The organism is Xanthomonas campestris pv. campestris str. ATCC 33913, from assembly GCF_000007145.1.
GTDB classification, from domain to species: Bacteria; Pseudomonadota; Gammaproteobacteria; order Xanthomonadales; family Xanthomonadaceae; genus Xanthomonas; species Xanthomonas campestris.
Window position 1 is genome coordinate 1,951,819 of record NC_003902.1, and the last position, 25,892, is coordinate 1,977,710.

Annotated in this window: 22 protein-coding genes; 15 read left to right on the top strand and 7 right to left on the bottom strand. The window is 66.4% G+C overall.

What is annotated here, in order from left to right:
- The first annotated feature begins 5 nt into the window (after window positions 1–5).
- The 3 genes from XCC_RS08760 to XCC_RS08770 all read left to right on the top strand — a co-directional run bounded on the left by XCC_RS08760 (window position 6) and on the right by XCC_RS08770 (window position 3,062).
- Window positions 6–704 carry a class I SAM-dependent methyltransferase gene (locus XCC_RS08760; RefSeq protein WP_029628976.1) on the top strand — a complete coding sequence of 233 codons (699 nt, stop codon included), beginning with the start codon at window positions 6–8 and terminating at the stop codon, window positions 702–704.
- A 118-nt stretch (window positions 705–822) separates the two neighbouring features.
- Window positions 823–1,953, top strand: coding sequence for a glycosyltransferase family 4 protein (locus tag XCC_RS08765; protein WP_029628975.1), 1,131 nt, complete (start codon window positions 823–825; stop codon window positions 1,951–1,953).
- Window positions 1,950–3,062 (top strand): glycosyltransferase family 4 protein, encoded by a 1,113-nt coding sequence (locus XCC_RS08770; RefSeq protein WP_019237733.1) that lies wholly within the window; start codon window positions 1,950–1,952, stop codon window positions 3,060–3,062. The genes XCC_RS08765 and XCC_RS08770 overlap by 4 nt, the downstream gene beginning before the upstream one ends.
- A gap of 17 nt (window positions 3,063–3,079) precedes the next feature.
- Here XCC_RS08770 and XCC_RS08775 read toward each other — a convergent pair whose 3' ends face one another.
- Both XCC_RS08775 and XCC_RS08780 read right to left on the bottom strand, forming a co-directional pair.
- Window positions 3,080–4,294 (bottom strand): nucleotidyltransferase family protein, encoded by a 1,215-nt coding sequence (locus tag XCC_RS08775; RefSeq protein WP_050911566.1) that lies wholly within the window; start codon window positions 4,292–4,294, stop codon window positions 3,080–3,082.
- Window positions 4,295–4,346: 52 nt separating this feature from the next.
- A complete protein-coding gene (locus tag XCC_RS08780; protein WP_228442250.1) occupies window positions 4,347–5,834 on the bottom strand; it encodes a B12-binding domain-containing radical SAM protein in 1,488 nt (495 codons plus the stop codon).
- Window positions 5,835–6,053: 219 nt separating this feature from the next.
- Here XCC_RS08780 and XCC_RS08785 point away from each other — a divergent pair, with 219 nt between their 5' ends.
- Entirely contained in the window at window positions 6,054–7,142 is a 1,089-nt protein-coding gene (locus XCC_RS08785) for an HPr kinase/phosphatase C-terminal domain-containing protein (RefSeq protein ID WP_011036860.1), read from the top strand.
- 39 nt (window positions 7,143–7,181) lie between these two features.
- Window positions 7,182–8,882 (top strand): ATP-binding cassette domain-containing protein, encoded by a 1,701-nt coding sequence (locus XCC_RS08790; RefSeq protein WP_019237731.1) that lies wholly within the window; start codon window positions 7,182–7,184, stop codon window positions 8,880–8,882.
- A 79-nt stretch (window positions 8,883–8,961) separates the two neighbouring features.
- On the opposite strand, the gene XCC_RS08795 is transcribed toward XCC_RS08790, so the two are convergent.
- Complete coding sequence (locus XCC_RS08795) at window positions 8,962–10,368, bottom strand: MFS transporter (protein ID WP_011036862.1); 1,407 nt, start codon at window positions 10,366–10,368, stop codon at window positions 8,962–8,964.
- A 423-nt stretch (window positions 10,369–10,791) separates the two neighbouring features.
- On the opposite strand from XCC_RS08795, the gene XCC_RS08800 reads away from it, so the two are divergent.
- On the top strand, window positions 10,792–11,793 hold the full coding sequence (locus tag XCC_RS08800; protein WP_011036863.1) for an LLM class flavin-dependent oxidoreductase: 1,002 nt from the start codon (window positions 10,792–10,794) through the stop codon (window positions 11,791–11,793).
- A gap of 60 nt (window positions 11,794–11,853) precedes the next feature.
- Window positions 11,854–12,354, top strand: a complete 501-nt coding sequence (locus XCC_RS08805) for a pyridoxamine 5'-phosphate oxidase family protein (RefSeq protein WP_011036864.1) — start codon at window positions 11,854–11,856, stop codon at window positions 12,352–12,354.
- Between the two features lie 31 nt (window positions 12,355–12,385).
- Here XCC_RS08805 and XCC_RS08810 read toward each other — a convergent pair whose 3' ends face one another.
- Window positions 12,386–13,060, bottom strand: coding sequence for an exopolysaccharide biosynthesis protein (locus tag XCC_RS08810; RefSeq protein WP_012438572.1), 675 nt, complete (start codon window positions 13,058–13,060; stop codon window positions 12,386–12,388).
- Window positions 13,044–14,354 carry a hemolysin family protein gene (locus XCC_RS08815; RefSeq protein ID WP_011036866.1) on the bottom strand — a complete coding sequence of 437 codons (1,311 nt, stop codon included), beginning with the start codon at window positions 14,352–14,354 and terminating at the stop codon, window positions 13,044–13,046. The genes XCC_RS08810 and XCC_RS08815 overlap by 17 nt, the downstream gene beginning before the upstream one ends.
- Before the next feature lie 273 nt (window positions 14,355–14,627).
- On the opposite strand from XCC_RS08815, the gene XCC_RS08820 reads away from it, so the two are divergent.
- From XCC_RS08820 to XCC_RS08830, 3 genes are all read left to right on the top strand, one after another.
- Window positions 14,628–15,254 (top strand): DUF47 domain-containing protein, encoded by a 627-nt coding sequence (locus tag XCC_RS08820; protein ID WP_011036867.1) that lies wholly within the window; start codon window positions 14,628–14,630, stop codon window positions 15,252–15,254.
- A 9-nt stretch (window positions 15,255–15,263) separates the two neighbouring features.
- On the top strand, window positions 15,264–16,391 hold the full coding sequence (locus XCC_RS08825; protein WP_011036868.1) for an inorganic phosphate transporter: 1,128 nt from the start codon (window positions 15,264–15,266) through the stop codon (window positions 16,389–16,391).
- Window positions 16,392–16,608: 217 nt separating this feature from the next.
- On the top strand, window positions 16,609–17,370 hold the full coding sequence (locus XCC_RS08830) for a YdcF family protein (protein WP_011036869.1): 762 nt from the start codon (window positions 16,609–16,611) through the stop codon (window positions 17,368–17,370).
- Between the two features lie 54 nt (window positions 17,371–17,424).
- On the opposite strand, the gene XCC_RS08835 is transcribed toward XCC_RS08830, so the two are convergent.
- Entirely contained in the window at window positions 17,425–18,921 is a 1,497-nt protein-coding gene (locus XCC_RS08835) for a S10 family peptidase (RefSeq protein ID WP_011036870.1), read from the bottom strand.
- A 142-nt stretch (window positions 18,922–19,063) separates the two neighbouring features.
- Here XCC_RS08835 and XCC_RS08840 point away from each other — a divergent pair, with 142 nt between their 5' ends.
- Window positions 19,064–19,849, top strand: a complete 786-nt coding sequence (locus XCC_RS08840) for a CDP-diacylglycerol diphosphatase (RefSeq protein WP_011036871.1) — start codon at window positions 19,064–19,066, stop codon at window positions 19,847–19,849.
- 263 nt (window positions 19,850–20,112) lie between these two features.
- Here the strand turns inward: XCC_RS08840 and parE are convergent, their stop codons facing one another.
- Window positions 20,113–22,002, bottom strand: coding sequence for a DNA topoisomerase IV subunit B (gene parE, locus XCC_RS08845; protein ID WP_019237730.1), 1,890 nt, complete (start codon window positions 22,000–22,002; stop codon window positions 20,113–20,115).
- A 163-nt stretch (window positions 22,003–22,165) separates the two neighbouring features.
- Between parE and XCC_RS08850 the strand changes: the two genes are divergently transcribed.
- The 4 genes from XCC_RS08850 (at window position 22,166) to XCC_RS08865 (ending at window position 25,839) form a co-directional block, all read left to right on the top strand.
- Complete coding sequence (locus tag XCC_RS08850; RefSeq protein ID WP_019237729.1) at window positions 22,166–22,405, top strand: hypothetical protein; 240 nt, start codon at window positions 22,166–22,168, stop codon at window positions 22,403–22,405.
- A gap of 166 nt (window positions 22,406–22,571) precedes the next feature.
- The gene (locus XCC_RS08855) at window positions 22,572–24,236 is read left to right on the top strand and encodes a CTP synthase (RefSeq protein WP_011036874.1); all 1,665 of its coding nucleotides are present in this window, start codon (window positions 22,572–22,574) and stop codon (window positions 24,234–24,236) included.
- 413 nt (window positions 24,237–24,649) lie between these two features.
- Entirely contained in the window at window positions 24,650–25,480 is an 831-nt protein-coding gene (gene kdsA, locus XCC_RS08860) for a 3-deoxy-8-phosphooctulonate synthase (RefSeq protein WP_011036875.1), read from the top strand.
- On the top strand, window positions 25,477–25,839 hold the full coding sequence (locus XCC_RS08865; RefSeq protein WP_011036876.1) for a hypothetical protein: 363 nt from the start codon (window positions 25,477–25,479) through the stop codon (window positions 25,837–25,839). The genes kdsA and XCC_RS08865 overlap by 4 nt, the downstream gene beginning before the upstream one ends.
- Window positions 25,840–25,892: the final 53 nt, after the last annotated feature.

Below are 25,892 nucleotides of genomic sequence, written 5' to 3' on the forward strand. Positions count from 1 at the left end.
GTGCAATGAGCAGTGTGCCCACGCTGGAGCCGGCCGCAGCGTATGCGCTGTGGGCGCAGGCGTATCCGCCGCACGCGCACAACCCGGTGATGCTCGCCGAGCAGCGCGCCATGCTGGCGCTGTTGCCCACCGACCTGCGCAGCCAGCATGTGCTCGATGCCGGCTGTGGCAGCGGGCGCTACATGCTGCAGGCGCTGCAACGCGGCGCTGCGCAGGTCACTGGCGTAGACCTCTCGCCGGAAATGCTGCAACGCGCCGCGCACGAACTGGCGCAACGCTGGCCCGCCACGTGCTTCTCCCTGCAGCAGGGCAGCCTGGAACAGTTGCCGGTTGCCGATGCCATGGCCGACATCACCGTGTGCGGCCTGGTGGTCGGGCATCTGCCACGGCTGTGGACGGCGCTGGAGCAACTGCGGCGCGTCACCCGCATCGGCGGCAGCGTGCTGTGCAGCGACGTGCATCCGATCGGTCATGCGCTGGGCTGGCGACGCGACTTCAAGGCCGACGGCCAGCACTACGCCATCCGCCATACCCAACATCTCTACAGCCATTGGCATTCGGCATGCGCGGCGCTGGATCTGGCGATCGAGGCGGTGGCCGAGCCGATGCTCGATCCTGCCGACATCCCGCCCGGCGCGCGCTTCGACACCGCCGCGCTGCAAGTGCCGGTGGCGCTGGTGCTACGCCTGCGACGGCTCGCGTGAGCGGCATGGTGAGCGATGTGCAGGCGGCGGTTTGGCGCCACGCCGTGCAACGGATCGCGCAGAACGCGGGCAGTCGTGCCCACATCGCGCGCGCCGCACGTTCCCTGCGCTCCGGGGACTGACGGTGCACGTGGCCCATCTCAATCTGCTGCCCGCGCCAAGCGGCTGGGACGCCGTGCAGGTATTCGCGCAGTGGCCATCGCTGGCCGACATTGCCGAAGCAGTCGCCAGCACCGGCACCCAGGTGACGGTACTGCAGGTGGCTGCGCACACCGAGCAGCTGACACGGCAGGGCGTGGCGTATCACTTTCTCGACCCTGGCAAACGCGGCAGCGCCGTACGTGCGCGGCGGCTGGCTGATCTGTTGCAACAGCTCGACGTTGCGGTGATCCATGTACATGGGCTGGAATTTGCCGGCGATGCACGGCGCCTCGCACGGTTGTTGCCGCAGGTGCCGATCGTGCTGCAGGACCATGCCAATCGGCCGCCGCGCTGGTGGCGCAGGCCGGTGTGGCGCGCGCGCTACGCGGCGGCGGCCGGCATCGCGTTCACCTCGCTGGCGCTGGCGCAGCCCTTCGTCCGTGCCAGGCTGTTTGGGCCGCGCACGCAGCTGTTTGCGATCCCCGAATCGAGCAGCCGCTTCACGCCGGGCGACCGCATCCAGGCGCGCGCGGTCACCGGCCTGGCCGGCGACCCATGCGTGCTGTGGGTTGGCCATTTGAGCGAGGGCAAGGACCCGCTGTGCGTGCTGGATGCCGTGGCCATGGCGGCAGCGCGCTTGCCTGGCCTGCGGCTGTGGTGCGCCTTCCATGAGGCGCCGCTGCTGGAGGCGGTGCGCCAGCGCATCCACGACGACCCACGGCTTGCATCACGCGTGCACTTGCTGGGCAAGGTCACGCATGCGCAGATTCAGCAGCTGCAGCGGGCGGCGGATGTGTTCGTCTCCGCAAGTCATGCGGAAAGTTGCGGCTATGCCGCGCTGGAAGCCTATGCCTGCGGAACGCTGCCGCTGCTGAGCGACATTCCCGCCTTCCGCGCGCTCAGCGACAACGCGTCCATGGGCGCGCTGTTTCCGGTGGGGGATGCCGCGCGCCTGTCCGATCTTCTGGTGGCGCACGCACGCCAGCGCCCCGGCCGGGCGCGGGTGCGTGCGTATTTTGATGCGCGGTTGTCGTTTGCCGCAGTGGGCCGGCAATGGCGCGACGCCTACACACAGGTGCTGCGCACGGCAGCGGGGCAACGGCAATGAAACTGGCGGTAGTGGTGCCCGGTGGCGTGGATCGCAGCGGCGAAGTGCGCGTGATTCCGGTGTTTCTGACCTTGATCGACTGGTTGGCACGCAACCACGAGGTGCATGTGTTCGTGCTGCACCAGGAGCCGGAACCGGCGACCTGGATGCTGCGCGGCGCCACCGTGCACAACATCGGCCAACACCGCACCCGCCTGCGTGCCATCGCCGCGATCCGCGAGGAGCATCGGCGCGCGCCATTCGACGTGGTGCAGGCCCTGTTTTCAGGCTATTGCAGCTTGATCGCGGTGGTGGCGGCCAAGCTGCTGCGGCGGCCCAGCGTGGTGCATATCGCCGGCGGCGAGTTGGTGGCGCTGCACGGCATCGGCTACGGCGGCCGCCGGCGTTGGCGCGGGCGCCTGCGCGAGGCGGTGATCCTGCGCCTGGCAGACCGTGTCACCGCGGCCAGCCTGCCCATCATTGCTTCGTTGCATGCGCTGGGCGTGACGGCGCAGCGTGTGCCGCTGGGCGTGGACCTGCGCGCGTGGCCACCGGCGCCGCCGCGGGCACGCAGCGGCGGTGTGGCGCGGCTGCTGCACGTGGCCAGCCTCAACCCGGTCAAGGATCAGACCACCTTGCTGCGCGCCCTGGCTGCCCTCAAGCGTGCCGGTGTGGCGTTCGTGGTGGACATCGTCGGTGTGGACACGCTCGACGGCAGGATCCACGCATTGGCCGAACAGCTGGATCTCGGCGCGCAGGTGCGCTTTGTGGGCTTCAAGACACAGCGCGAATTGCGCCCGATCATGCAGTCCGCCGATCTGCTGCTGATGTCCTCGCTGCACGAAGCCGGGCCGATGGTGTTACTGGAGGCCGCGCTGGTGGGCGTGCCCACGGTGGGTACGGCGGTGGGCCATCTGGCCGAGTGGGCGCCGAGCGCCGCACTGGCGGTACCACCGGGCGATTGGGCCGGCCTGGCCGAAGCGATCCGCCAGGTGCTGGCCGACGACGAACTGCGCCTGCGGCTTGCCTGGGCCGCGCAATGCCGCGCCACCCGCGAAGATGCCGGGCTGACCACCCGGCTGTTCGAAACACTGTACCGCGAACTCTGCGCGGAGCGACCGTTGCGCTGATCAACTGCAGGTTGGCCTCAGGCCGGCTGCAGATACCCATCCAGCGCCGCGCGCACCACGTATAGCATGTCGGTGCGTGGCACCGGCCGGGTGAGGCGCGTCATCAGTCGCCGCGTCTGTGACTGGCGCACCCATGGCTGGTCTTGCAGCCACAGCTGCGTGCGCAGCATGTCGGCGCGCTCCTTGCGGCTCTCTGCCGACGGCGCGATGCGCTGGCGCAGGTACTGGCGTGCCTCGCCCAGCGAACGTGACCATTCGATGCCGGGCAACGCCGGCAGCCACAGGTTGGAGCAGGACGCGGTCGTCAAGGTCAGGCGCGCGGCGCGCATCCGCAACAGTGGCGCACACTGCGCACGCAGGCGTGCGAGCACCGCGGCCGGCACCACATCGCCGTAGTAGCGCTGCAGCAACAGCAGCGGCGGCAACGCCCACCACGGCGGCGCAGCGCTGTCTTCCCACAGCACCTCCCAATCGCGCGGGCCCATGCGTGTGACCAGCAGTGCCAGGTCGTGCAGGTGCATCAGGCGGATGCTGCGGTGGCAGATACCGCCGGCGGCGTGCAGCAGCAAATGGCACATCAACGCGCCAATCGACGGATAGGCGTTCAGACCGGGCTGCGGACGCTCCGGCAGTACACGCGCGGTGATGTCCACACACGCCACCGGCAAGCGTTCCTGGATGCGCGTGTGCAGCTCGATGCTGATCGGTGCATCGCGGTGCTCGCCCAGCCCGGCCACGGCCTCGCCGTGCACCGGCTTGAACACCTGGTGCTTCCATTGGTCGAACGAGGCCACATAGCCCAGCGCACACAGCAGCTCGGCCGCACGCGGCGCGTCCTCAGCCTCTACCAATAGATCGATGTCGGCCATGGGCCGGTCGCCGGGCAGATACACGCCCAGCCGATGCAGGGCAGTGCCCTTGAGTCCAGTCACTGCAATGCCGGCGCTTCTTGCGGCGGCATCGATCTGGGTCAACAGCAAGGCGATGCGGCGATGGCGATGCGCCACGTGCGCACGCTGCTCATCGAGGAAGCGTGTCCATTCGGCTGTCTGCCACAGCGATTGGCGTTGCAGCAGCGGCGAAACGCCATGTGCGGCGGCGGCAGCGGCTGCCAGCTGCCATTGCAGGCGATCCCAGCGTGGCGGCGCGTCGCTGGGCTGCGCAAGCTCCCGGGCGAGCCGTTCGGTGGCCGTGCGCAGGCCGTGTTTGATCGTGCGAAGCGAAGGCTGCATCGAGGCAATCCGGAAAAGAGGTAACAACGGTGGTGCAGGGCCGTGGCGCGTTTCAGCCGACCAGCACGCTGGCCAGCTGGCGCACTGGTCGCGCCGCCGCCATCAACGGTTCGGTGCGATGTGCGTGCTCGGAGGCGATCAAGCTGTCCCAGCGCTGCTCCAGCGCTTGCCACGCCTGCGCATACGCCAGATCGCCCATCGTGGTGCGCGCCTGCTGCAGGTCCACTTCGGTGTGCAGCAGGTTGCGCACGCTGCGGTAGAACTCCGAGTCGTAGGCACCGCGGAACATCATTGCCAGGTCGTCGCTGTCCTGCCAATGCGTCTTGCCACCCAGCTGGTTTTTCACTTCCTCGTAGAACTTGGTGCCGGGCAGCGGATACGACACGCTGACACCGATGAGATCCGGTGCGGCCTCGCGCACCAAGGCGCGGGTGGCCAGGATGTCGACGAGTTCTTCGCCCAGATAGCCCAGCTGGATGAAGAAGCCCACGCGGATCCCGCGCGCACCCAGGCGGCGGCGTGCGGCGATGACATCGGCCACCTGCGTGCCCTTGGTCATCTTGTCTAGGATGCGCTGGCTCCCGCTTTCCGCGCCCAGCCACGCCTCGGCGCAACCGGCACGCGCCAGGGCGGTAGCCATGCGGTCGCTGGCAAGATCGGCGCGCGTCTGGATCATGAAGGGGATCGCACCATCGGCATCGCTGAGCTGCTCGGCGAAGGTTTCCACCCAGTCGATATGGAAGCCGAAGATGTCATCGGCCATCCAGATGTGATCGGGCCCAAATGTGCGCTTGAGGTGGATCATCTCTGCGGCCACGTCTTCTGCGCTGCGGCGCTTGTAGTGGTTGCCCCAGATCGGCTTGGCGCACCAGTTGCAGCGGAACGGGCAGCCGCGCGAGGCGGCCATGTTGAGGCTGAAATAGCCGTGGCGTTGTTGCCAGAAGGTGCGATAGCGCGGGATGTCCACCAGATCCCACGCGGGCAATCCGCCCAGCCGCGCATCCGGCGGCTGCGCGCCCACGTGTTCGCGAGCGGCGGCAGGATGCGCGGTGGCGATGCGTGCCACGCCGTCCAGCCAGGTGTCGGGTGCGCATTGCGGGTTCGCGTCCAACCGCGCCACCAGTTCCAGCAACGGCGCGATACCTTCGTCGATCAACACTGCATCGGCACCGGCGGCCAGAAACACATCCGGGTTGTCGGAGGCATCGGAGCCGGCCACCAGCACGCGGCAGCCCTGCGCGCGCGCGGTGGCGATCATCGTGCAGGCCGCCTCGCGCATGCGGCTCAGGCACATCTTGGTGAGGAAGTTGAAGTTGTCTTCGTAGAACACCACCAGGTCCGGCTGCGCCGCCTGCAGCGCGCCGGGGTAGTCCTGCACGTCGTCGGCAAGCATGGCATCGAACAGGCTCAAACGATGGCCGTGTTCGCGCAGCAAGGCGGCCACCTGCAACGTGGCAAGCGGCGGATAGGGCTTGCCGCGTTCCCATTGTTTGGGGTCGTAACGCAGGAAGTACGAATGGCTGACCTGGATCTTTAGCATCTGCGCAAGGTTCTCGTTCTGTCGCCAGGTGGGCGCAGCAGCGGCGCGCGCAAGACACCGGCATTCGGCTCGGCAGTAGGTGCGCATGCAAGCCACTTTGGTTGTGCCGATGCACGAGCCGTGCGCTGCGCGCCGTTCATGCGCGCGGCGGGCAATGCACGCAACCTTTCGGCGGCCGAGCCGCACACACCGGCTGAACTTGTGCACGGATGAAACGGCATGCCGCAATCGGCCGCAGTGGCGGAATTGGCGCCAATCAGCGCGTTGCGGGCGGAGCGCGCGCACGCTGCAATGCCGGCCCCGCTGGATCCGTTTGACGAGCAAGGGCCACGCCGGCATGGCGTGCGCAAGCAGGTACTTGGCGCGTCGTTCCACTTCGAAAGCGACAGCCCGGCGCTGCTTTCGCTGGTTGAGGCCGCGTACGCCGGGCTGCCTGCGCATCGCTTCGATGGCGCCCCGCAGTTCCATATCACCCTGGATGTGGTGGCGCGTGCGCCGCGGCTGCCGGTGGCCGAGCCGCCGCCGGTTCGCACGCATGCCGCTGCCGGTCTGCTGTGCGGGGTGATGGACGAATGCAACTACCTGATGGTGTCGGTCGCCGAGCGGCGCGCCATGGTGGTGGTGTCGGACGACATGCTGATGCATGCCTATCACCTGCGCTACGAGTTGATCGAATTCGCGGTGTTCCTGTTGGCAGCGCGTGGCATGTCGCTGGTGCCGCTGCACGGCGCCTGCGTTGGCTGGCAGGGACATGGTGCGCTCTTGCTCGGGGCCAGTGGCGCCGGCAAGTCGACCCTGGCCTTGCACAGCCTGTTGCGTGGGCTGCAGTTCGTGGCAGAAGACGGTGTCTTTGTGGAGCCGCACAGCCTGGTCGCAACCGGTGTAGCCAATTTCCTGCACCTGCGGCCGGCATCACTGGGCCTGCTGGACGCACCCACCCGCGCCTGGATCAGTGCGGCCCCCACCATCCGGCGGCGCAGCGGGGTGGAAAAGTTCGAGGTCGATCTGCGCGATAGCCGCGCGGTGCTCGCGCCGGCCCCGCTGCCGTTGGCGGCGGTGGTGTTGCTGAGCGATGTGCCGGCCACCGATCCGGCCCACCTGCTGACGCCAATGGCGCACGAGGAGATCGCTGCATGCCTGGCGGCGGATCAGCCATATGCAGCTGGCCAGCCCGGCTGGTCGCATTTCATCGCGCAGGTGCAGCAGCGTGGCGTATACCGCATGCAACGCGGCGCGCATCCGGATGCCGCAGTGGATGCGCTGCTGCAGCTGCTGCACCGCGCCGCATCCTCACTGCCGGGCGCGTGAGCGCATGGCGCACGACGTGAACCCATGACGAGCGCTGAAATGGACGCCGCCACATCGCGTGCATCGGTCCGCGTGGTGGTGCGCAACTTTGCCGCCACGCTGGTGCGTGCCGATCGCAGCCGCATTGCGCTCTACGTGCTGCTGTCGCTCGCCGCCGCTTTGGCGGGCAGCGCGGTGGCCGTGTGCCTGGTGCCGCTGGTGCAGCCCGGCCAGGGCCTGCGCGTGGCCGGGCAGGTACTGGTCCTGCCCGGCGGCCTGCCATTGCAGGCAAGCCTGTTCGTCCTGGTGAGCCTGCTGTTTGCCGTGTTGCGCTGGCAGAGCGCGCGGTTGGCGGCCCGCTTGACCAGCCGCTATGCCATTGGCCTGCGCCAGCGCGTGCATGCCTCCTTGCTCGAGGCGCCATTGCCGGCCTTGGCCGATGCCAGCTCGGCGGAAATCGCCAACGTGCTGACCTACAACATCGAGATCGCCACGCAGGGGTTCAGTGCGGTGCTGCAGTTGCTGGTGGCCGGCATCACCGCAGTGGTGAGTGTGTGTCTGGCGCTGTTGATCGTGCCGGGTCTGGCTGCCGCCGCGCCGGTGTTGCTGGTGCTGGCCTGGTGCGGGCTGCGGGCTTCGGGCAGTGCGCAGCAGGCCCGTATCAGTCGCGACTACGTGGCCGACATGACCCGGCTGTTCTGGCTGAGCGAGGACTTCCCGCGGCGGCTGCGCCACGTGCGCTCGTTCCAGCGCGAGGATGTCGAAACCGGCCACTACACGCGCATTTCCGATCGCCTGGGGCAGGGCTACGCGCAGCAGCAGGCACTGGTGGCCAACAGCCGCCTGCTGCTGGAGCTCACCGCAGTGGCCGCCATCGCCGGCATTCTGGTGGTGGCCAACCTGTGGCAGGGCGCCGATCGCGCCGCGTTGATCACCGTCAGCCTGTTGCTGGGCCGCCTGCTGCCGTATCTGGTGTCCACCCGGCAAAGCGTGCAGCAGTTGCGTTCGGCGTGGCCGGCCTTGCAACTGTGGCGCCGCTATGTGGCGCTTGCCGCCCCGCGCAGTGAATCCACACGTGCTGATGCTTCGACATTGCCGGCGCCGCTGCAGATTGATCGCGTCACGCTGCTGCAGCCACTGTCCGCGCTGCAGATTCCCCCCCTGGCGCTGGTGCCCGGGCAGATCACCCTGGTGGTGGGGCCATCGGGCATCGGCAAGAGCAGCCTGATGGATGTGCTGTCGGGCCAGACCGCGCCGTTGCACCTGCAGGCACGCATGGCGGGCCGCATGCTCGGGTTTCCCGAGTACCGCGCACTGATCCGCCACAGCGCCTATGTGGGGCAGGGCGTACGGCCATGGCAGCGATGCGTGCGCGATTGCCTGAAGTGGGCGCTGCCCGGCGCGTTGGAGGCAGACATGTGGGCGGCGCTTGCCGATGTCGGCCTGGGTGCGCGGCTGCAGCGCGATCCGCTCGGGCTGGATGCGCCGATCAATGGCAGCGATGGCCGGCTCTCCGGCGGTGAACTGCAACGGCTGTTGCTGGCACAAGTGTTGTTGCGCGCCCCAGCGCTGGCCTTGCTGGACGAAGCGACCAGCGCACTGGATGCGCAGTCTGAGCAACAGGTGCTGTGCATGTTGCGCCAGCGGTTACCGCAGACCGCGCTGGTGGTGGTCTCGCATCGCACCAGCTTGGCCAGCATCGCTGACCACACAGTGCCCCTGGGTGCTGCGGCGACTACCCCCGCGGAAGCCGTGCCGTAGCGCAGCGGCCCGCATGACCATCAACGCACGACACGCGTGCGACTCCGCACGGCTTCACGCTACACGGCGCTACATGGCATTACCCCGCGATGTCTTCCAAAGCACGATTGCGCGTGCGTGGGCCGAACGCAGCAATCACGCTGGCCACGATCGTCATGCTGATCACGATGAAGGCCAGCACGCCGTGGCTGCCGGTCTGCGCCAGCAGCCAACCGATCAACACGCTGCTGCCGGCCGTAGACAACCGGCTGAAGGAATAGCAAAAACCCACCGCACGTGCGCGCAGTGCCGTGGGGAACAGTTCGGCCTGGTAGCCGTGGTAGGCAAAGCTCATCCACGCATTGCAGAAGGCAATCATCGCCCCGCAGGCAATCATGCCCAGCGGCGCGTGCTGTAGCGCGAAGAGCACGCCAAATACCACTGCACCCAGAGCCGATGCACTGATCTGCCATTTGTTTTCCCAGCGATGCGCAACACGCAGCAGCAACAGTGGCGCCAGTGGGTAAGCGAGTGAAATCGCAAAGGCATACGCCAGGCTCTTGGTCACCCCGGCGCCTTGCGCGTTGATGAGCGCAGGCAGCCAGTTGCCGAAACCGAAGAAGCCGATGGCCTGGAAGATCTGGAACACCACCAGCATGCCGATACGCCCGCGGTAGGGCGGCCGCCACAATGCGGATAGACGGCTGTCGGGTGCGGCGACCCGTTGCACCGGTTCCGGCGGCGGCAACGCCCGGCCAAGATCGCGGCTGCAGGCAGCTTCGAGCTGGGCCATCACCGCTTCGGCCTCGGCATGCCGCCCTTGCGCCGCCAGCCAGCGTGCGGACTCCGGCAGCCGGCTGCGCAGCCACCAGATCGCCAGCGCAAACACACCGCTCAGCAATACCACCCAGCGCCAGCCGCTGACACCCAGCGGCGCGTGCGGCACCAGCAGCCAGGCGCTCAGCGCCACGCTGGGCACCGCCAGGAACTGCAGGAAAAACGCGAACGCAAATGCGGCCCCGCGCATGTGACGCGGTACCAGTTCGGACAGGTAGGTATCGATGGTCACCAGTTCGATGCCCAGCCCGATCCCCACCACAAAGCGCAGCACGATCACTGCCGTGGCAGTGCTCTGCAGGCCCATGGCCACCGTGGCGGCGGTGTACCAGACCAACGCCACGGTGAACACCAGGCGGCGACCGAAGCGATCGGCAAAGGGGCTGAGCAGGGCGGCCCCGACGAACAGACCAAGAAAGGTCGCCGCGGCAAACGCGGCTTGATCGGACATGCCGAAGGCGCCGTCATTGCCGCTGGCAAAGATGCCGTCGCGAATGAGCCCCGGGCTGATATAGGCGGTCTGGAAAAGGTCGTACAACTCGAAGAAACCGCCCAGCGCCAGCAGCCCGACCAGCCGCCACAGCGTGGCGCTGGCGGGCAGGCGGTCGATGCGCGCGGCGATCTGCGCACTGCTCGCCGTCGCGGCAGCGGAGGTGGAAGAAGACGTCATTGCAGGCGCCAAGTGGCAGGGCGCCTGAGCATAGCCAAGCCAGCTGCGGCATTGCGCAGTGCGGCTTCGCTACCTGCGCTGCATGTTCGCAAGGGGGTGTGTGCTCGCCTGACATGCCCGCTGGCGGAGGGCTGCAGCGCGGCTTTGCGTGATTTCACCACTGCGAAATGCACGCGCGATGCCGTGCCCCACATGCGCACGTATGCGTCGCGGCTGCCGTTTCGCTGGCCATCAATCCGCTCAAGCAAGCCCGACCATTCCCGCGACACAGTACGCTTCGCTGCCGTCTGCCCGACCGCCACAGACGCGCCCACCGGTGTTCACCTGCTGGGACGCTGTAATCCCCCAGCCAGCCCTTGTACCGCTGGCAATGCGCGCAGCGCAGCCCCATCTCTGTCCCATCATTCTTCCCGGAGTCATCCAATGACGCCCATTTCCGTGCTGGACCTGGCACCGGTCTGCGAAGGCAGCGACACCACCCACGCCTTCGCCAACATGCTCGATCTCGCGCAGCACGCCGAACGCTGGGGCTACCAGCGCTACTGGCTTGCCGAGCACCACAACATGCCGGGCATCGCCAGCGCTGCTACCGCGGTGTTGATCGGCCATGTCGCCGGTGGCACCAGGACCATCCGCGTGGGCGCTGGCGGCATCATGTTGCCCAACCACGCCCCGCTGCAGGTGGCCGAGCAGTTCGGCACGCTGGCCTCGCTGTATCCGCAGCGGATCGACCTGGGCCTGGGCCGCGCGCCCGGCACCGACCAGCCCACCGCCCGCGCCCTGCGCCGGTACTTCGACAATGCCGACCAATTCCCGCAGGACGTGGCCGAACTGCTGCGCTATTTCGCGCCGGCCGTGCCGGGCCAGTTGGTGCAGGCCGTGCCCGGTGCGGGCCTGGACGTGCCGGTGTGGCTGCTCGGCTCCAGCCTGTTCAGTGCGCGGCTGGCCGCGGCGATGGGGCTGTCGTTTGCCTTTGCCTCGCACTTCGCACCCGATGCAATGGATGAAGCAGTGGCAATTTACCGCCGCGAGTTCCGTCCCTCCGCGCAGCTGTCCAAGCCGTACGTGATGCTGGCGCTGAACGTAGTGGCTGCCGAAACGCACGCGCAGGCACGCAAGTTGTTCACCACCCAGCAGCAGAGCTTCGTCAACCTGCGTCGCGGCCGGCCGGGCAAGATTCCGCCGCCGGTGGACGACATCGAAACGTTCTGGCAGCCGCATGAAAAAGCCGGCGTGGAGCGTGCATTGGCCTGCACCGTGCTCGGCGATGCAGATCAGGTGGCGCAGGGCGTTGCCGCCTTCATCGAGCGGCACGCACCGGACGAGCTGTTGTTCACCGCCAATATCTACGAGCACGCCGCGCGTCTGCGCTCGTTCGAGATCGCTGCGGCGGCCTGCCGCGAGCTGGACGTGACCACCGCGTGATTCACGTTGCTTTGCGCACAGATCCGCTCAGATGCAGCCACATCTATTGGGAGTGACTGCATGCAGATCCAGGAACGTGGCGAGAGCATCAAACAATTGGCGGAATTGATCCGCGGGGTGAACGTGGCAATGTTCACCACCGTGTCGGCCGACGGCCGGCTGGTCAGCCGGCCGCTCGGCACGCAGGAAGTGGAGTTCGATGGCGACCTGTGGTTTGCCACCGCCGCCGACAGCCCGAAGGTGGCCGAAATCGCCGCCGACCCGCGCGTCAATGTCGCCTATGCCTCAGCATCGAAGAACAGCTACGTCTCGGTGGCCGGCACTGCGCGGGTGATCGATGACCGCGCCAAGATCGAGCAACTGTGGTCGCCGGCAATGAAGGTATTTTTCCCAGGTGGAAAGGACGACCCGAACCTGCGCCTGATCCACGTGCGCGCCGAATCGGCCGAGTATTGGGATGGCCCCGGCGGGCTGCTCGGCAAGGCGCTGTACTTCGTGATGACTGCAGTGACCGACGATCCGGGCAGCCTGTCGGACAACCGCGTCGTGGACCTCAAGTAAAGCGGGTGATGCAGCTGCCTGTCGCCTGCGCTCAGCGCCAGGCGGCAGGCCACCAGCCACGGATCAGGTCCACCAATTGGTCGGAGGTCACGCCAAAGGCGGCCACCGACAGCAACGCTGCGCCCCAGCCAACCAGCAGCAAGGCGCCATCGCGTTCGAGCAATGCCAGCGCGAACAGCAGCAGGATCAGCCCGAAGATGTAGTTGGTGAACGGGATCGGCAGGGTCAGCAGAATGCCGACCAGCACCAGCAGCAATCCGGTGAATACCTGCGCTGGACGGCGATCGACCAAACCGTGCAGACGCGGCTTGAGCATCCGGTCCAGGCGTCGCAGCGTTGGCGCCAGCCGCGTCATGAAGCGTTGGCCGGTACTGCGGCGCGGCCCGCGTTCGCCAATGAAGCGCGGCACCCAGGGCTTGCGCAGGCAGCACATCATCTGCACGCCAATGAGTACCGTCAGCGGGCCGCTGATGCCGCCGGCTATGCCCGGAATCGGGATGAACGATGGCAGGATCGCCAGGAACAGAAACACGCCGAACGCGCTCTGCTGCAGGTCGGCCAGGATCTCGCGCACGCGCAGCACCTGCTGCGGGTCGCCGTCGCTGAAGGCAGCCAGCAGGCTGCGGATACCTTCGTTGCGGTAGCGCATCTGCTCGCTGTCTGCCGCCGCATCGGGCGGCGGCGCGGCATCACCCGACGATGTCATCGCTGTCCTCGTCGCCAACGCGGCGCAACAGCAGTTTGTCCACGCGCGCACCGTCCAGGTCGACGATCTCGATGCGCCAGCCGGCCCAGTCGAAGAATTCGCCGGCCTGCGGAATGCGGCCGAAGTAGTAGATGCACAGGCCCGCGAGCGTGTGGTAATCGCCCTCATCGGCTTCCGGCAGCTCGGCGCCCAGCACTTCGCGCAGTTCTTCCACCGGCAGCGAGCCATCGATCAGCAGCGAGCCGTCTGCGCGCGTGACCACCAGCGCATCGTCGTCGGTGTTTTCCACCGACTGCAGGCGGCCGACCACGGCGCCCATCAGGTCGCTGATGGTGACCAGCCCGCGAATCTCGCCGTATTCGTCTACCACCAGCGCCATCGATTGCTGTTCTTCGCGGAAGATTTCCAGCAGCTTCATCGCATGCGTGGATTCGGAGACGAACAAGGTGTCGCGCAGGTTCTGGAACAACTGCGCGCCGTGGCCATCCATGCGGGTCACCAGCGATTTGACTTCCAGCACGCCGGCAATGTCCTGGTCGCTGCCGCGGTACACCGGGTAGCGCGAGAACTCGTGTTCGCGCATCACATGCAGATTGCGTTCGGGTTCGGCGTTGGCATCCAGCCAGGCGATGCGGTTGCGTGGCGTCATCAGGCTGTCGGCGGTGCGGTCGCCCAGGCGCATCACCCGGTTCATCATGTCGCGCTCGTGCGCGTCGATCACGCCGGCTTCGTGGCTTTCGGCCACCAGCATGCGGATCTCTTCTTCGCTGACAGACGCCGATTCGTCCTTGCCCATGCCCAACATGCGCAGCACCAGCCGGGTGGAGCGCGCCAGCACCCACACGCCGGGCGCGGCGATCTTCGCCAGCCAGGCCATCGGCACGGCCACCACGCCGGCAATGTCTTCGGAATTGCGCAGGGCCAGGCGCTTGGGCACCAGCTCGCCGAAGATCAGCGTCAGGAAGGTGATCAGCGCCACCGCCAGGGTCTTGCCGATCACCGGCGCGTACGGGTCCAGCGCCGGCACGATGCCCTGCAGCCAGGTGCCGATGGCGATGCCGATCGCCTCGCCGCCGAACACGCCGGTCAGGATGCCGATCAGGGTGATGCCGATCTGGACCGTGGACAGGAAGTTTTCCGGGCTCTCGGCCAGGGCCAGCGCCCGCGCGGCGCGCTTGCTCGAGCCTGCCATCTGCTTCAGGCGGCTCTTGCGAGACGTCATCAGCGACATCTCCGACATGGCGAAGAAGCCGTTCAACAGAATCAGGGCGATGACGATCAGGAACTCAACCACGGGCGCATTCCCCGGTCAGTGAAGGGGAGGGCGGGGTGATACGCAGGTCGCCGGCGGCCTCAAGGGCGGAGCGGCAACAGGGGGGGCTAGGGTCGTCTTCCATAGGATGCGCCCGAAGGCGCGGTGGCATGTTAGCAAATCACAGGGTGGTTCGAGCCGGGAAATGCCCATGTGAAGGGGCTGCGCAGCGCCGATATACCCAGACAGGTCATGGAACGGTCATAATTCGCCCTTGGTGCCGTCTCTCCCTCGACGGCAGGAAGTCCTCCACCCATGTTCTCGTTGCAGACCATCTTCGGTTCCGGCAAGCAGTTCTACGCGCTTCTGAACGAAGCGGCCGAGGCCGCCTACGACAGCACCAAGGCCTTGCACGCCATGATGCGCGAGTCCGACCGGCAACCCGCGTTGGACGCTTTCAAGCTGGCCCGTCTGCGCGAACGCGCTGCCTCCGACAAGATCGGCCAGGCGCTGGTGGACAGCTTCATGACCCCGATCGAGCGCGAAGACATCGAAGCGCTGGGCTCGGCGTTGTACAAGATTCCCAAGCAGGTCGAGAAGTTCGCCGACCGTTATTCGCTGGCCACCCAGCACCTGGAACACATCGATTTCGCCCCGCGCGCCTCGATGCTGGAGCAGGCCGCCGCGGTGGTGGTGGAAATGGTCACCGACCTGCCGCGCATGAACATCGACCGCATGACCGCGCTCAACGACAAGCTGCGCATGCTGGAAAACGAAGCCGACCGTCTGATGCTCGAGCTGTACCGCGACATCTATTCCGGCCGCCTGGATACCCTGCAGATGTTCCTGCTCAAGGAGTTCTTCGAGATCCTGGAAAAGGCCATCGACCGTTGCCGCGAGGCCGGTGTGGTGGTGTACCAGATCGTGCTGAAGAACAGCTGAGGTCGCCGCGTGCTTACCCTTGTTCTGGTGGTGATCCTGGCGGCGCTGGTGTTCGAGTTCATCAACGGCTTCCACGACACCGCCAACTCCATCGCTACCGTGGTAGCCACCAAGGTGCTCTCGCCCGGCTGGGCGGTGATGCTGGCGGCCGGCATGAACCTCATCGGCGCGCTCACCGGCACCGCCGTGGCGCTCACCATCGCCTCGGGCCTGCTCAACACCAACGTGGTGGATGTCACTCCGCAGGTGATCCTGTGCGCGCTGCTGGGCGGCATCATCTGGAACCTGATCACCTGGTGGAAGGGGCTGCCGTCGTCGTCCTCGCACGCCTTGATCGGTGGGCTGTGCGGTGCCGGCCTGGCTGCCGCGCACAACAACTGGGATGCGCTGATCTGGTCGGAAAACATCGGCAACTGGGCCAAGAACAAGGGCCTGTTGTGGAAAGTGTTCGTGCCGATGATCACCTCGCCGATCGCCGGCTTCCTGCTGGGCATCGTGGTGATGCTGCTGCTGTGGGCGTTGATCGCCGGCATGGCCAAGCTGGGCGGGCCGATCGGCCGGCTGGCGCGTCCGCGCTGGGTCAACGCGTTCTTCGGCAAGGCGCAGATCGCCTCGGCGGCCTACATGGGCTACGCGCACGGCCATAACGATGCGCAAAAGACCATGGGCATCATCGCGATGACCCTGATCGGCGCGCAGTCGGCCGGTGCGCTGGACGATCTGCCGAGCTGGCTGTCGTTTCTGCATCCGGGCACCGGGCTGGCCGCGGGTGCCGGCATTCCGATGTGGATCGTGCTGACCTGCGCAGTGGTGATGGCTGCCGGCACCGCTTCGGGCGGCTGGAAGATCATCAAGACGCTCGGCCACAAGATGGTCAAGTTGCACCCCATCCACGGCTTTGCGGCGGAAACCAGCTCGGCGACCGTGCTCACCGTGGCCGCGCATTTCGGCATGCCGGTATCGACCACGCACAGCATTTCCACTGCGATCATGGGCGTGGGCTTTGCCAAGAATCCGCGCTCGCTGCGGCTGGGCGTGATCGAACGCATCGTCTGGGCCTGGATCCTCACCATCCCGGCTGCCGGTGGCGTGGCGTATCTGATCCTGCGCGGGTTCGAACTGTTCGGCTGGACCTGAGGTCTGTCGCGCGGCGGTCATCTGCATCGTCGACGATGCGCCGCCCCGCGCGGCGATGTCCGACGCTTGGGCGGATGCTGTCAGTAGTCCACGCATGAGGCATGCTGGCCGGGGGATGGGTGCGGCATACGCGCTGCTGTCAGGCGTCACGCGCCTGCGTCTGCGTCTGCGCGACGCAAACACCTGAGGTCCCGCTCTTGGCTGACGGAGACGCAAGATGATGCTGTCGCTGGTCTGTGTGCTGTTCGGCTTTGCCTGGCTGATCGATCGGCTGGGCATGCGGCGCTTCTCGCGCCTGCTCGGCGCGCTGAGCCTGCTGCTGGTGCTGGCCGTGGGCTGCGGCCCGCTGCCGTCGTGGATGCTGCGCGACCTGCAGCGCACCGGCGCCAACGATTTCACTGACTGGGGCGCGCGCAACGCCATCGTGCTGCTTGGCGCGGGCACGGTGCGTTCCGACCGTGCGGGCGCGCCGGCCGAAGCAAACGTGTTCGCGTATGGCCGCATCGTCGAGGCGGCGCGCCTGTACCGCGCCTGCGCCGCCACCGGCAACGATTGCAAGATCGAGATCAGCGGCGGCGATGCGCGCGGGCTCGGGCTGAGCGAAGCGGTGGTGTACCGGCGGGTGTTGCTGGGCTTGGGTGTGGAGGCCGGTGATCTGATTCTGGAGCCGGCCAGCATGACCACCTGGCAGAACGCGCAGTTCAGCCAGCCGCTGCTGCGCGCGTACCGGCCGCAGCGCATCGTCTTGGTGTCCTCGGCCACGCACCTGCATCGTGCAGAGCTGTATTTCCTGCACTTCGGTATGCGCACCACGCCGGTCCGCTCGGATTGGTTGCGCGCCTCGTGGTCGCTGCTGCCGCAGAGCTACAACTTCACCCTGGCCGATGTGGCGCTGCACGAATACCTGGGCATCGCGCGTTACCGTGTCTACGAATGGCTGGGCTGGAACGTGGAGGCCACGCTGCCCGGTGCGCTGTGATCGCTGCAAGGCATTGCGCACTGTCGGCGACTGCTGCCGCCGGCAGGACCAACCTCAGCGTGTCTCGTACATCGCCTTGACGTCGCTGCGGAACGCGGCCTGGCTGTCGGCGCGGTTGTAGAACATGTGGCCGCCCGGGTACTCGCGCACCTGCACGCGCTCATGGTCGCTGCCCATCGCCGGCATCTGGTCCACGGTGAGCACCGAACCCATGAACGGGCAGGAGAGGTCGTTCCAGCCGTGCGCGATCAGCACGCGCAACTTCGGGTCGATCGCCACCGCCTGGCGCAATTGGGTCACCGCGCCCTTGCGCAGCTCATCGTCCCAGTCCCAGAGCTTGTTGACGTCGTAATTGAGCGCCTGGTAGCGCGCATCGATCTTCCAGCCCACCACGCGGGTCACGAAGTCCACCATCGCGGTGGTGGTGGGCGCGATGATGCTGTCCAGCAGTGGGTCGTTGGCGCGTTGCTCGGGGTCGTTGGGGAACGGGTCGAACGCGGTCACGTTGGAATCGTAACGGCTGCCCAACTCGCCTTTATCGCGGAAGACTTCGCGCAGATACGCCTGGGTTTCCAGGCGCCCGCCGGAGCGCCGCACATAGGCCGGATCCAGTCCGGTCATGCGCGTGACCTGCTGCAGCATCGCCTCGCTGGCCTGCGGGTCGGTGCGTCCTTTCATCAGTGCCACCGCGTAGTCGCCGCGCGTGTAGTCGATGACCTGGCGCATCGCCGCATCGGTGAGCTGGCCCTGGCGTTCCAGGTGCGCGGCGGCGATGGAGGGCAACGTCATCATCCAGGCCAGCGGCGACACATCGCTGTTATCGTCCAGGGTCGGGTTGAGGTACGGCGACACCAGCACCACGCCATTCATCGCCACGCCCAGGCGGGTCTGCAGGTAGTGGGTGATGCGTGGGCCGCGGAAGCCGCCGTAGCTTTCGCCCACCAGGTATTTGCGTGCCTGCAGGCGGCGATTCTTGAGCAGCCAGTCGTAGACCACGCGCGAAAGATATTCGACGTCGGCCTGCGGGTTGTAGAACTGCTTCTTGGCCTCGTCGTCACTGATCAAAGAGCGGCTGAAGCCGGTGCCGATCGGGTCGATGAACACCAGGTCGGTGAAGTCCAACCAGGTGCCGGGATTGTCGCGAAGCGCGGCCGGTGCCGAGGCGCTGTTGCCTTCGGCGCCAAATGCCACCACCTTTGGCCCGATCGCGCCCATGTTGAGATACACCGATGAAGCACCCGGGCCGCCATTCAACGCAAAGGTGACCGGGCGGTCCTTGCCGTCGACGGTGTAGGCGGTGAAGACCACCTCGCCGGTGGTCTTGCCCTGCGCATCGCGGACCGGCAGGGTGCCGACGGTGGCGGTGTAGTTCAGTGAGCGCCCGGCCACGCGGGTGCTCTGGCGCACGCTGGCATCGGCAGGCAACGGCGCCGGTTTGGCAGCGGGTGCATCGGCGGCGGGGTCGGTCTTTTTGTCTGCCGGCACGGCCGCCAGGGCCGGCCCGCCCAACAGAAGAAGCGTCAGCACGCTGGCGCGCAGGAAAGAAGGCATGGTGGTCAACGGCGATGAGGGAGCGACGATCCTAGGCGCCTGCGATCGCTATTGGATGTGCCCAAAGGCATGGCAGGACGCGCTGACCGAAGCGGCGCGGCTGGTTATGATGGCGCGCCGCAGGCGCTGGTTGAAGACGAACATGCGTTGCCGTGTTGCCCAATTCCTTGCTGTCGCGCTGTCGGTGGCCGGCTGCGCCTCGCCGCCGCCGGTGCGGCATGCCAGCGATCCGGATGCGCTGTGGCGCATCGTCACCACGCACTGCCTGCAGGCCGGGCCGGTGCCGGACGATTGCGCCGCGGTGTGGCCTGATCCGCAGCGGCAGGCGGTGGTACTGAAGGACAACCACGGCCGCTTCCAATACCTGCTGGTGCCCAGCGTGCGTGTCAGCGGGATCGAAGATCCCTCGCTATTGCAGGCCGATGCGCCCAACTATTTCGCCAGCGCATGGTCGGCGCGCAGCTTCGTTGCATCCGCGCTGGCGCAGCCGTTGCCGCGCGCCTATGTGAGCCTGGCGCTCAACTCGCCGTACGGGCGCTCGCAGGAGCAGCTGCACATCCACATCGATTGCCTGCGCCCGGACGTCTATGCCGCCCTGCAGCGAGAGCATGCGCAGATCGGCCCGCAATGGCGTGCGTTGGCCGAGCCCTTGCTGGGCCATGTGTATCTGGCCAGGACGCTGCCGGGCGATACGCTCAACGAGGATCCGATTCGCCTGCTCGCCAGCGCCATTCCTGCCGATGCGAGCCTGCGCGATTACTCGCTGGTGGTGGCGGGCGCGCAGTTGGACGAAGGGCAGCCGGGCTTCGTGTTGCTGGCGACGCGGCAGGATGCGGCCACCGGCAATCGGGCCAGTGGCGAAGAATTGCAGGACCACGCCTGTGGCCTGGTCACCGGCGCCCGCAAGGTGTTGCCGGGTGTGCGCTGAGTGATGCGGGAGCGCGTGGCTCGCGATGCGTGCTGAAGCGATTGCTGCTGCGCGCTGTTTGATGACGCGCGCATCGGGATCCAGTGAAGCGTCAGGTGTTTGAACGCTCTACAAACACATGCGTCACACGCTGCTGCGATCCGAGCTCCACTCGGCCCCTGCATGCAGCGCGCTCATTCCAGAGCACGCTCACTTCCGCGCGAAGAGATGCCTTCTCGCCGCTGCAACGAGCAGCGAGAAGGCAGTTCCGAATCGCCGCGTCCTTAGACTTCCAGCGACGCCAGATCGCCCTTGGTTTCCAGCCACTGCTTGCGGTCGCCCGCGCGCTTTTTGGCCAGCAGCATGTCCATCAACGAGCGGGTCTGTTCGCCGTCGTCGATCGTCAGCTGCACCAGGCGGCGCGTGTCGGGGTGGATGGTCGATTCGCGTAACTGCTGCGGATTCATCTCGCCCAGGCCCTTGAAGCGGGTGACGCTGATTTGTCCCTTCATCTTCTCGCGCGCGATCTTGTCCAGCAGCGTGGTCTTTTCTTCCTCGTCCAGCGCATAGAACACCTGCTTGCCCACGTCCACGCGGAACAGTGGCGGCATCGCCACGAACACGTGGCCGGCGGCCACCAGCGCGGGGAAGTGCTGCAGGAACAGCGCGGTGAGCAGGGTGGCGATATGCAGGCCATCGGAGTCGGCGTCGGCCAGGATCACCACCTTGCCGTAGCGCAGCCCGGTGATGTCGTCCTTGCCCGGGTCGCAGCCAATCGCAATGGCCAGGTTATGCACTTCCTCGGACGCCAGCACGCTGCCGGACGCCACTTCCCAGGTGTTGAGGATCTTGCCGCGCAGCGGCAGGATCGCCTGGAAATCCTTGTCGCGTGCCTGCTTGGCCGAGCCGCCAGCGGAGTCGCCCTCCACCAGGAACAACTCGGTCCGCGACAGGTCCTGGCTGATGCAGTCGGCCAGCTTGCCGGGCAGGGCAGGGCCCTGGGTGACCTTCTTGCGGACGATCTGCTTTTCGGTCTTCAAGCGCGCACTGGCGCGGTCGATGGCGATCTGCGCGATCTTCTCGCCGATCTCCACGTTCTGATTGAGATATAGGCTGAAGGCATCGTGCGCGGCGCCTTCGATAAAGCCGGCGGCCTGGCGCGACGACAGCCGTTCCTTGGTCTGCCCGGAGAATTGCGGGTCGGTCATCTTCAGGCTGAGCACGAAGGTGACCCGGTCCCACACGTCTTCCGGCGCCAGCTTCACGCCGCGCGGCAGCAGGTTGCGGAAGTCGCAGAACTCGCGCAACGCATCGGTCAAGCCCGAGCGCAGGCCGTTGACGTGGGTGCCGTGCTGCGCGGTGGGGATCAGGTTGACGTAGCTTTCCTGGGTCAGCTCGCCTTCCGGCACCCACGCGGCCGCCCAATCGACGATCTCGGTGTCCTTCTTGAGGCTGCCGGCAAACAGATCTGCAGGCAGCAGCTCGCGGTCGGCCATTTCGCCCTTGAGGTAGTCGCGCAGACCGTCCTCGAAGTACCAGCTGTCCTGCTCGCCGGTGGCCTCGTCGTGCAGCTTCACGGTCAGGCCGGGGCATAGCACGGCCTTGGCGCGCAGCAGATGGCGCAGCGCGCGCACGTTGAACTTGGGCGTGTCGAAGTACTTCGGGTCGGCCCAGAAACGCAGCCGCGTGCCGGTGTTCTTCTTGCCGACCGTGCCCACCACTTCCAGCTTGGAGGCGGCGTTGCCGTCGCGGAACTCCATGCGGTGCTCGCTGCCTTCGCGCTTGATGAACAGCTCGACCTTGGTCGACAGCGCATTGACCACGCTCACACCCACGCCATGCAGGCCGCCAGAGAAGGTGTAGTTGCGATTGCTGAACTTGCCGCCGGCATGCAGGCGGGTGAGGATCAGCTCCACGCCGGGGATCTTCTCCTCCGGGTGCATGTCCACGGGCATGCCGCGGCCATCGTCGGAGACCTCGCAGCTGCCATCCTTGTACAGGGTCACTTCGACCTGCTTGGCGTGGCCGGCCAACGCCTCGTCCACCGAGTTGTCGATGACTTCCTGCGCCAGATGGTTCGGGCGCGCGGTGTCGGTATACATGCCAGGGCGGCGCTTGACCGGGTCAAGGCCCGACAGGACTTCAATATCGGCGGCGTTATAACGGGTGTTCATGCATCTCGTTGGCACGTGAAACGACGCGCAAGTGTGGGGTCTGGGGCGATTTTTTGCACGCGACCGGCGTTCAGTGCCCGGCCGGGCGCCGCTGACTATGCTGGCGTTGGATTCGGAACCAAACGTCCCCACCTTAGGATGTCACCGAACCAGGAGCAGACCCATGAAGTTCAAGCACATTCTGATGCTCACCCTGGGTGCCGCCGCGGTTGCAGCACTGCCGGCCATTGCGCAGACCGCTCCGCCACAGGGGCAGGGCGCCAGCGCGCAGAAGGCCAATGACGACAAGGCCAAGACCGAGGCCGAGCGCAAGGCCGAGCGCCGCGCCGCTGCTGCCAAGGCCAAGCCGGAAGCAGGCCAGGCCCCGCGCGAAGAAGAGGAAGAAGAGAAGCCGTCGCGCTGAGGACAGCGCAGGTTTCGCCCGCAGACGCCCCGGCTCCGGCCGGGGCGTCTGCATTTGCACGGTGTGCGTGCATCCAGTGGCGTCACGGACGCCTGGAGTGCACGCAACCCTTGGGCATTCGCCCGTCACCCGTTAAACTATGGCTTTCCGGGAGGCCTTGAGCCCCATGACTCCCCTGATTTTTGTAACAGGCGGTGTAGTGTCCTCGCTAGGCAAGGGCATCGCCGCTGCTTCGCTTGCGTCCATTCTTGAGGCGCGTGGCCTCAAGGTCACGATGATGAAGCTGGATCCGTACATCAATGTGGACCCGGGCACGATGAGCCCGTTCCAGCATGGTGAGGTCTACGTCACCGATGACGGCGCCGAAACCGATCTGGACCTGGGCCACTACGAGCGCTACGTGCGCACGCGGCTGTCGCGCAAGAATTCGGTCACCACCGGCCGTATCTACGAAAACGTGATCCGCAAGGAGCGCCGCGGCGACTACCTGGGCGCGACCGTGCAGGTCATCCCGCATATCACCGATGAAATCCGTCGCTGCATCGACGAGGCCACGGCTGGATTCGACGTGGCGTTGATCGAGATCGGCGGCACCGTGGGCGATATCGAGTCGTTGCCGTTCCTGGAGGCCATCCGCCAGGTGCGCACCGAGCGCGGCGCCGAGAAGGCCATGTTCATGCACCTCACCCTGGTGCCGTACATTGCTGCGGCCGGCGAGTTGAAGACCAAGCCGACCCAGCATTCGGTCAAGGAGCTGCGCTCGATCGGTATCCAGCCGGACGTGCTGCTGTGCCGCTCCGAACAGGCGGTGCCGGATTCGGAGCGCCGCAAGATCGCGTTGTTCACCAACGTCTCCGAGCGTGCGGTGATCAGCTGCCCCGACATCGATGTGCTGTACGGCATGCCGCTGGAACTGCGCCGCCAGGGCCTGGACGAACTGGTCATCGATCAATTCAAGCTGCGCGACAAGGTCGCCGCGGCCGACCTGTCCGAGTGGGAAGCGGTGGTCGATGCGGTCAAGCATCCGCTCGATGAGGTGACCATCGCGGTGGTCGGTAAGTACGTCGATCACCAGGACGCCTACAAGTCGGTGGCCGAGGCGCTCAAGCACGGTGGCCTGCGTCAGCGCACCAAGGTCAACCTGACCTGGCTGGAAGCGCAGGATCTGGAAGGCAGCGACATGGCCGCATTGCAGGGCATCGACGGCATTCTGGTGCCGGGCGGCTTCGGCGATCGCGGCTTCGAAGGCAAGGTGCAGACCTCCAAGTACGCCCGCGAGCACAAGGTGCCGTATTTCGGCATCTGCTACGGCATGCAGGCGGCGGTGGTGGACTATGCCCGCCACGTGGCCGATCTGGATGCTGCCAACAGCACCGAGAACGATCGCCAGTCGCCGCACCCGGTGATCGGCCTGATCACCGAGTGGCGCACCGCCACCGGCGAGGTGGAAAAGCGCGATGAAAAATCCGACCTGGGCGGCACCATGCGTCTGGGCCTGCAGGAGCAGCGCCTGAAGCCGGGCACGCTGGCGCGCGAGGTGTACGGCAAGGACGTGGTGGCCGAGCGGCATCGCCATCGCTACGAGTTCAACAACCGCTACCGTACCCAGCTGGAAGATGCCGGCCTGGTGATTTGCGGCAAGTCGATGGACGACACGCTGGTGGAAATGGTGGAGCTGCCGCGCGATACGCATCCGTGGTTCCTGGCCTGCCAGGCGCATCCGGAATTTTTGTCCACTCCGCGCGACGGGCATCCGCTGTTTATTGGTTTCGTGCGCGCCGCGCGCGAGAAGAAGGCCGGCGGCAAGCTGTTGAAGGAAGCGCGTGCGTGATCCACGCCTTCTCCCGTTGGGAGAAGGTGGTCCGTAGATGTGGATGATGGGGCGCGGCAACACACTGGAAGGTGGCAGCCATGACGAACGCGTCGACGCGGAAGCCAAGGCAGACCATGTTGCTTTAGCAATGCTTCGCAACCATACCCTCACCCCAACCCCTCTCCCGGTGGGAGAGGGGCTCAAATCAAAAAGCGCGCGGCAGCTCCCTTCTCCCTATCGGAAGAAGGTGGCGCGAAGCGCCGGATGAGGGGCGCCGCAACACACCCGAAGATGGCGGCCCTGATGAACGCGTCGCCACGCGCCAACCAACGCAAACCACCCGGCTTCATAAGCGCTTGGTGTCCTTATTCTTACCCTCACCCCAACCCCTCTCCCGGTGGGAGAGAGGCTTCAATCAACAAGGTGACCTGATGAAACTGTGTGACTTCGAAGTTGGCCTGGATCAGCCGCTGTTCCTGATTGCCGGCCCCTGCGTGATCGAGTCGATGCAGCTGCAGCTTGACGTGGCCGGCAAGCTCAAGGAGATCACCGGCAAGCTGGGGATCAACTTCATCTTCAAGTCGAGTTTCGACAAGGCCAACCGCACCTCCGGCACCAGCTTCCGCGGCCCCGGCCTGGAAGAAGGCCTGAAGGTGCTGGACGCGGTGAAAAAGCAGATCGGCGTGCCGGTGCTCACCGACGTGCACGAATACACCCCGATGAATGAAGTCGCCGCCGTCGTCGACGTGCTGCAGACCCCGGCCTTTCTGGTGCGCCAGACCGACTTCATCAAGAACGTCTGCGCCGCCGGCAAGCCGGTGAACATCAAGAAGGGCCAATTTCTGGCGCCGTGGGACATGAAGCCGGTGGTGGACAAGGCCAAGTCGACCGGCAACGAGCAGATCATGGTCTGCGAACGTGGCGCCTCGTTCGGCTACAACAACCTGGTCAGCGACATGCGCTCGCTCAGCGTCATGCGCGACACCGGCTGCCCGGTGGTGTTCGATGCCACCCATTCGGTGCAGTTGCCGGGCGGGCAGGGCAGCAGTTCCGGTGGCCAACGCGAATTCGTGCCGGTGCTGGCACGTGCCGCTGTCGCAGTGGGCATTTCCGGCCTGTTTGCCGAAACCCATCCGGACCCGTCCAAGGCGTTGTCCGATGGCCCCAATGCCTGGCCGCTGGACCGCATGGAAGAGTTGCTCGAGACGCTGATGGAACTGGATGCAGTGACCAAAAAGCACGGGTTCGCGCGCTTCGCATGAGTCCTGATCCATGGGCGCAGGCAGCAGTGCGCCGCCAGCGCCGGCAGTGGCGTCACTGGCCCTGGGGCTGGGTGGTGCTGGGCCTGTCGCTGTCCGCGTGGGCCTGTTTTGCGGTAATGGCCTTCCTGGCGGCCGCCAGCTTCGGCATGCCGGGCGACGGCAGTCATGCCATGCAGGCCACGCGCACCCCGATGCTGGTCACGCTGGTGGTGGGTGCGCTGGTGACATTGGGCGGCCTGGTGGCCGGCCCCCTTGCGCTTCGGCTGGGTCGCCAGCCTGTCGCCGCGGCGATGGGGCTGGCGTCGCTGCTGTTCTTGCTCTTGTTGTTTGGCTTGTCGCTGCTGGGCGTGATGGCCTAGCGGCGCGCCGGCTGGCTTGCCGTGCGTTCGCTGCCCATGCGATTTGGCAACGG

Bases quoted from the DNA above. Each gene is read 5' to 3' on its own strand.
- XCC_RS08760 (WP_029628976.1), top strand. From the start codon at position 6: ATGAGCAGTGTGCCCACGCTGGAGCCGGCCGCAGCGTATGCGCTGTGG.
- XCC_RS08770 (WP_019237733.1), top strand. From the start codon at position 1,950: ATGAAACTGGCGGTAGTGGTGCCCGGTGGCGTGGATCGCAGCGGCGAA.
- XCC_RS08775 (WP_050911566.1), bottom strand. From the start codon at position 4,294: ATGCAGCCTTCGCTTCGCACGATCAAACACGGCCTGCGCACGGCCACC.
- XCC_RS08780 (WP_228442250.1), bottom strand. From the start codon at position 5,834: ATGCTAAAGATCCAGGTCAGCCATTCGTACTTCCTGCGTTACGACCCC.
- XCC_RS08785 (WP_011036860.1), top strand. From the start codon at position 6,054: ATGCCGCAATCGGCCGCAGTGGCGGAATTGGCGCCAATCAGCGCGTTG.
- XCC_RS08790 (WP_019237731.1), top strand. From the start codon at position 7,182: ATGGACGCCGCCACATCGCGTGCATCGGTCCGCGTGGTGGTGCGCAAC.
- XCC_RS08795 (WP_011036862.1), bottom strand. From the start codon at position 10,368: ATGACGTCTTCTTCCACCTCCGCTGCCGCGACGGCGAGCAGTGCGCAG.
- XCC_RS08800 (WP_011036863.1), top strand. From the start codon at position 10,792: ATGACGCCCATTTCCGTGCTGGACCTGGCACCGGTCTGCGAAGGCAGC.
- XCC_RS08805 (WP_011036864.1), top strand. From the start codon at position 11,854: ATGCAGATCCAGGAACGTGGCGAGAGCATCAAACAATTGGCGGAATTG.
- XCC_RS08810 (WP_012438572.1), bottom strand. From the start codon at position 13,060: ATGACATCGTCGGGTGATGCCGCGCCGCCGCCCGATGCGGCGGCAGAC.
- XCC_RS08820 (WP_011036867.1), top strand. From the start codon at position 14,628: ATGTTCTCGTTGCAGACCATCTTCGGTTCCGGCAAGCAGTTCTACGCG.
- XCC_RS08830 (WP_011036869.1), top strand. From the start codon at position 16,609: ATGATGCTGTCGCTGGTCTGTGTGCTGTTCGGCTTTGCCTGGCTGATC.
- XCC_RS08835 (WP_011036870.1), bottom strand. From the start codon at position 18,921: ATGCCTTCTTTCCTGCGCGCCAGCGTGCTGACGCTTCTTCTGTTGGGC.
- XCC_RS08840 (WP_011036871.1), top strand. From the start codon at position 19,064: ATGCGTTGCCGTGTTGCCCAATTCCTTGCTGTCGCGCTGTCGGTGGCC.
- parE (WP_019237730.1), bottom strand. From the start codon at position 22,002: ATGAACACCCGTTATAACGCCGCCGATATTGAAGTCCTGTCGGGCCTT.
- XCC_RS08850 (WP_019237729.1), top strand. From the start codon at position 22,166: ATGAAGTTCAAGCACATTCTGATGCTCACCCTGGGTGCCGCCGCGGTT.
- XCC_RS08855 (WP_011036874.1), top strand. From the start codon at position 22,572: ATGACTCCCCTGATTTTTGTAACAGGCGGTGTAGTGTCCTCGCTAGGC.
- kdsA (WP_011036875.1), top strand. From the start codon at position 24,650: ATGAAACTGTGTGACTTCGAAGTTGGCCTGGATCAGCCGCTGTTCCTG.
- XCC_RS08865 (WP_011036876.1), top strand. From the start codon at position 25,477: ATGAGTCCTGATCCATGGGCGCAGGCAGCAGTGCGCCGCCAGCGCCGG.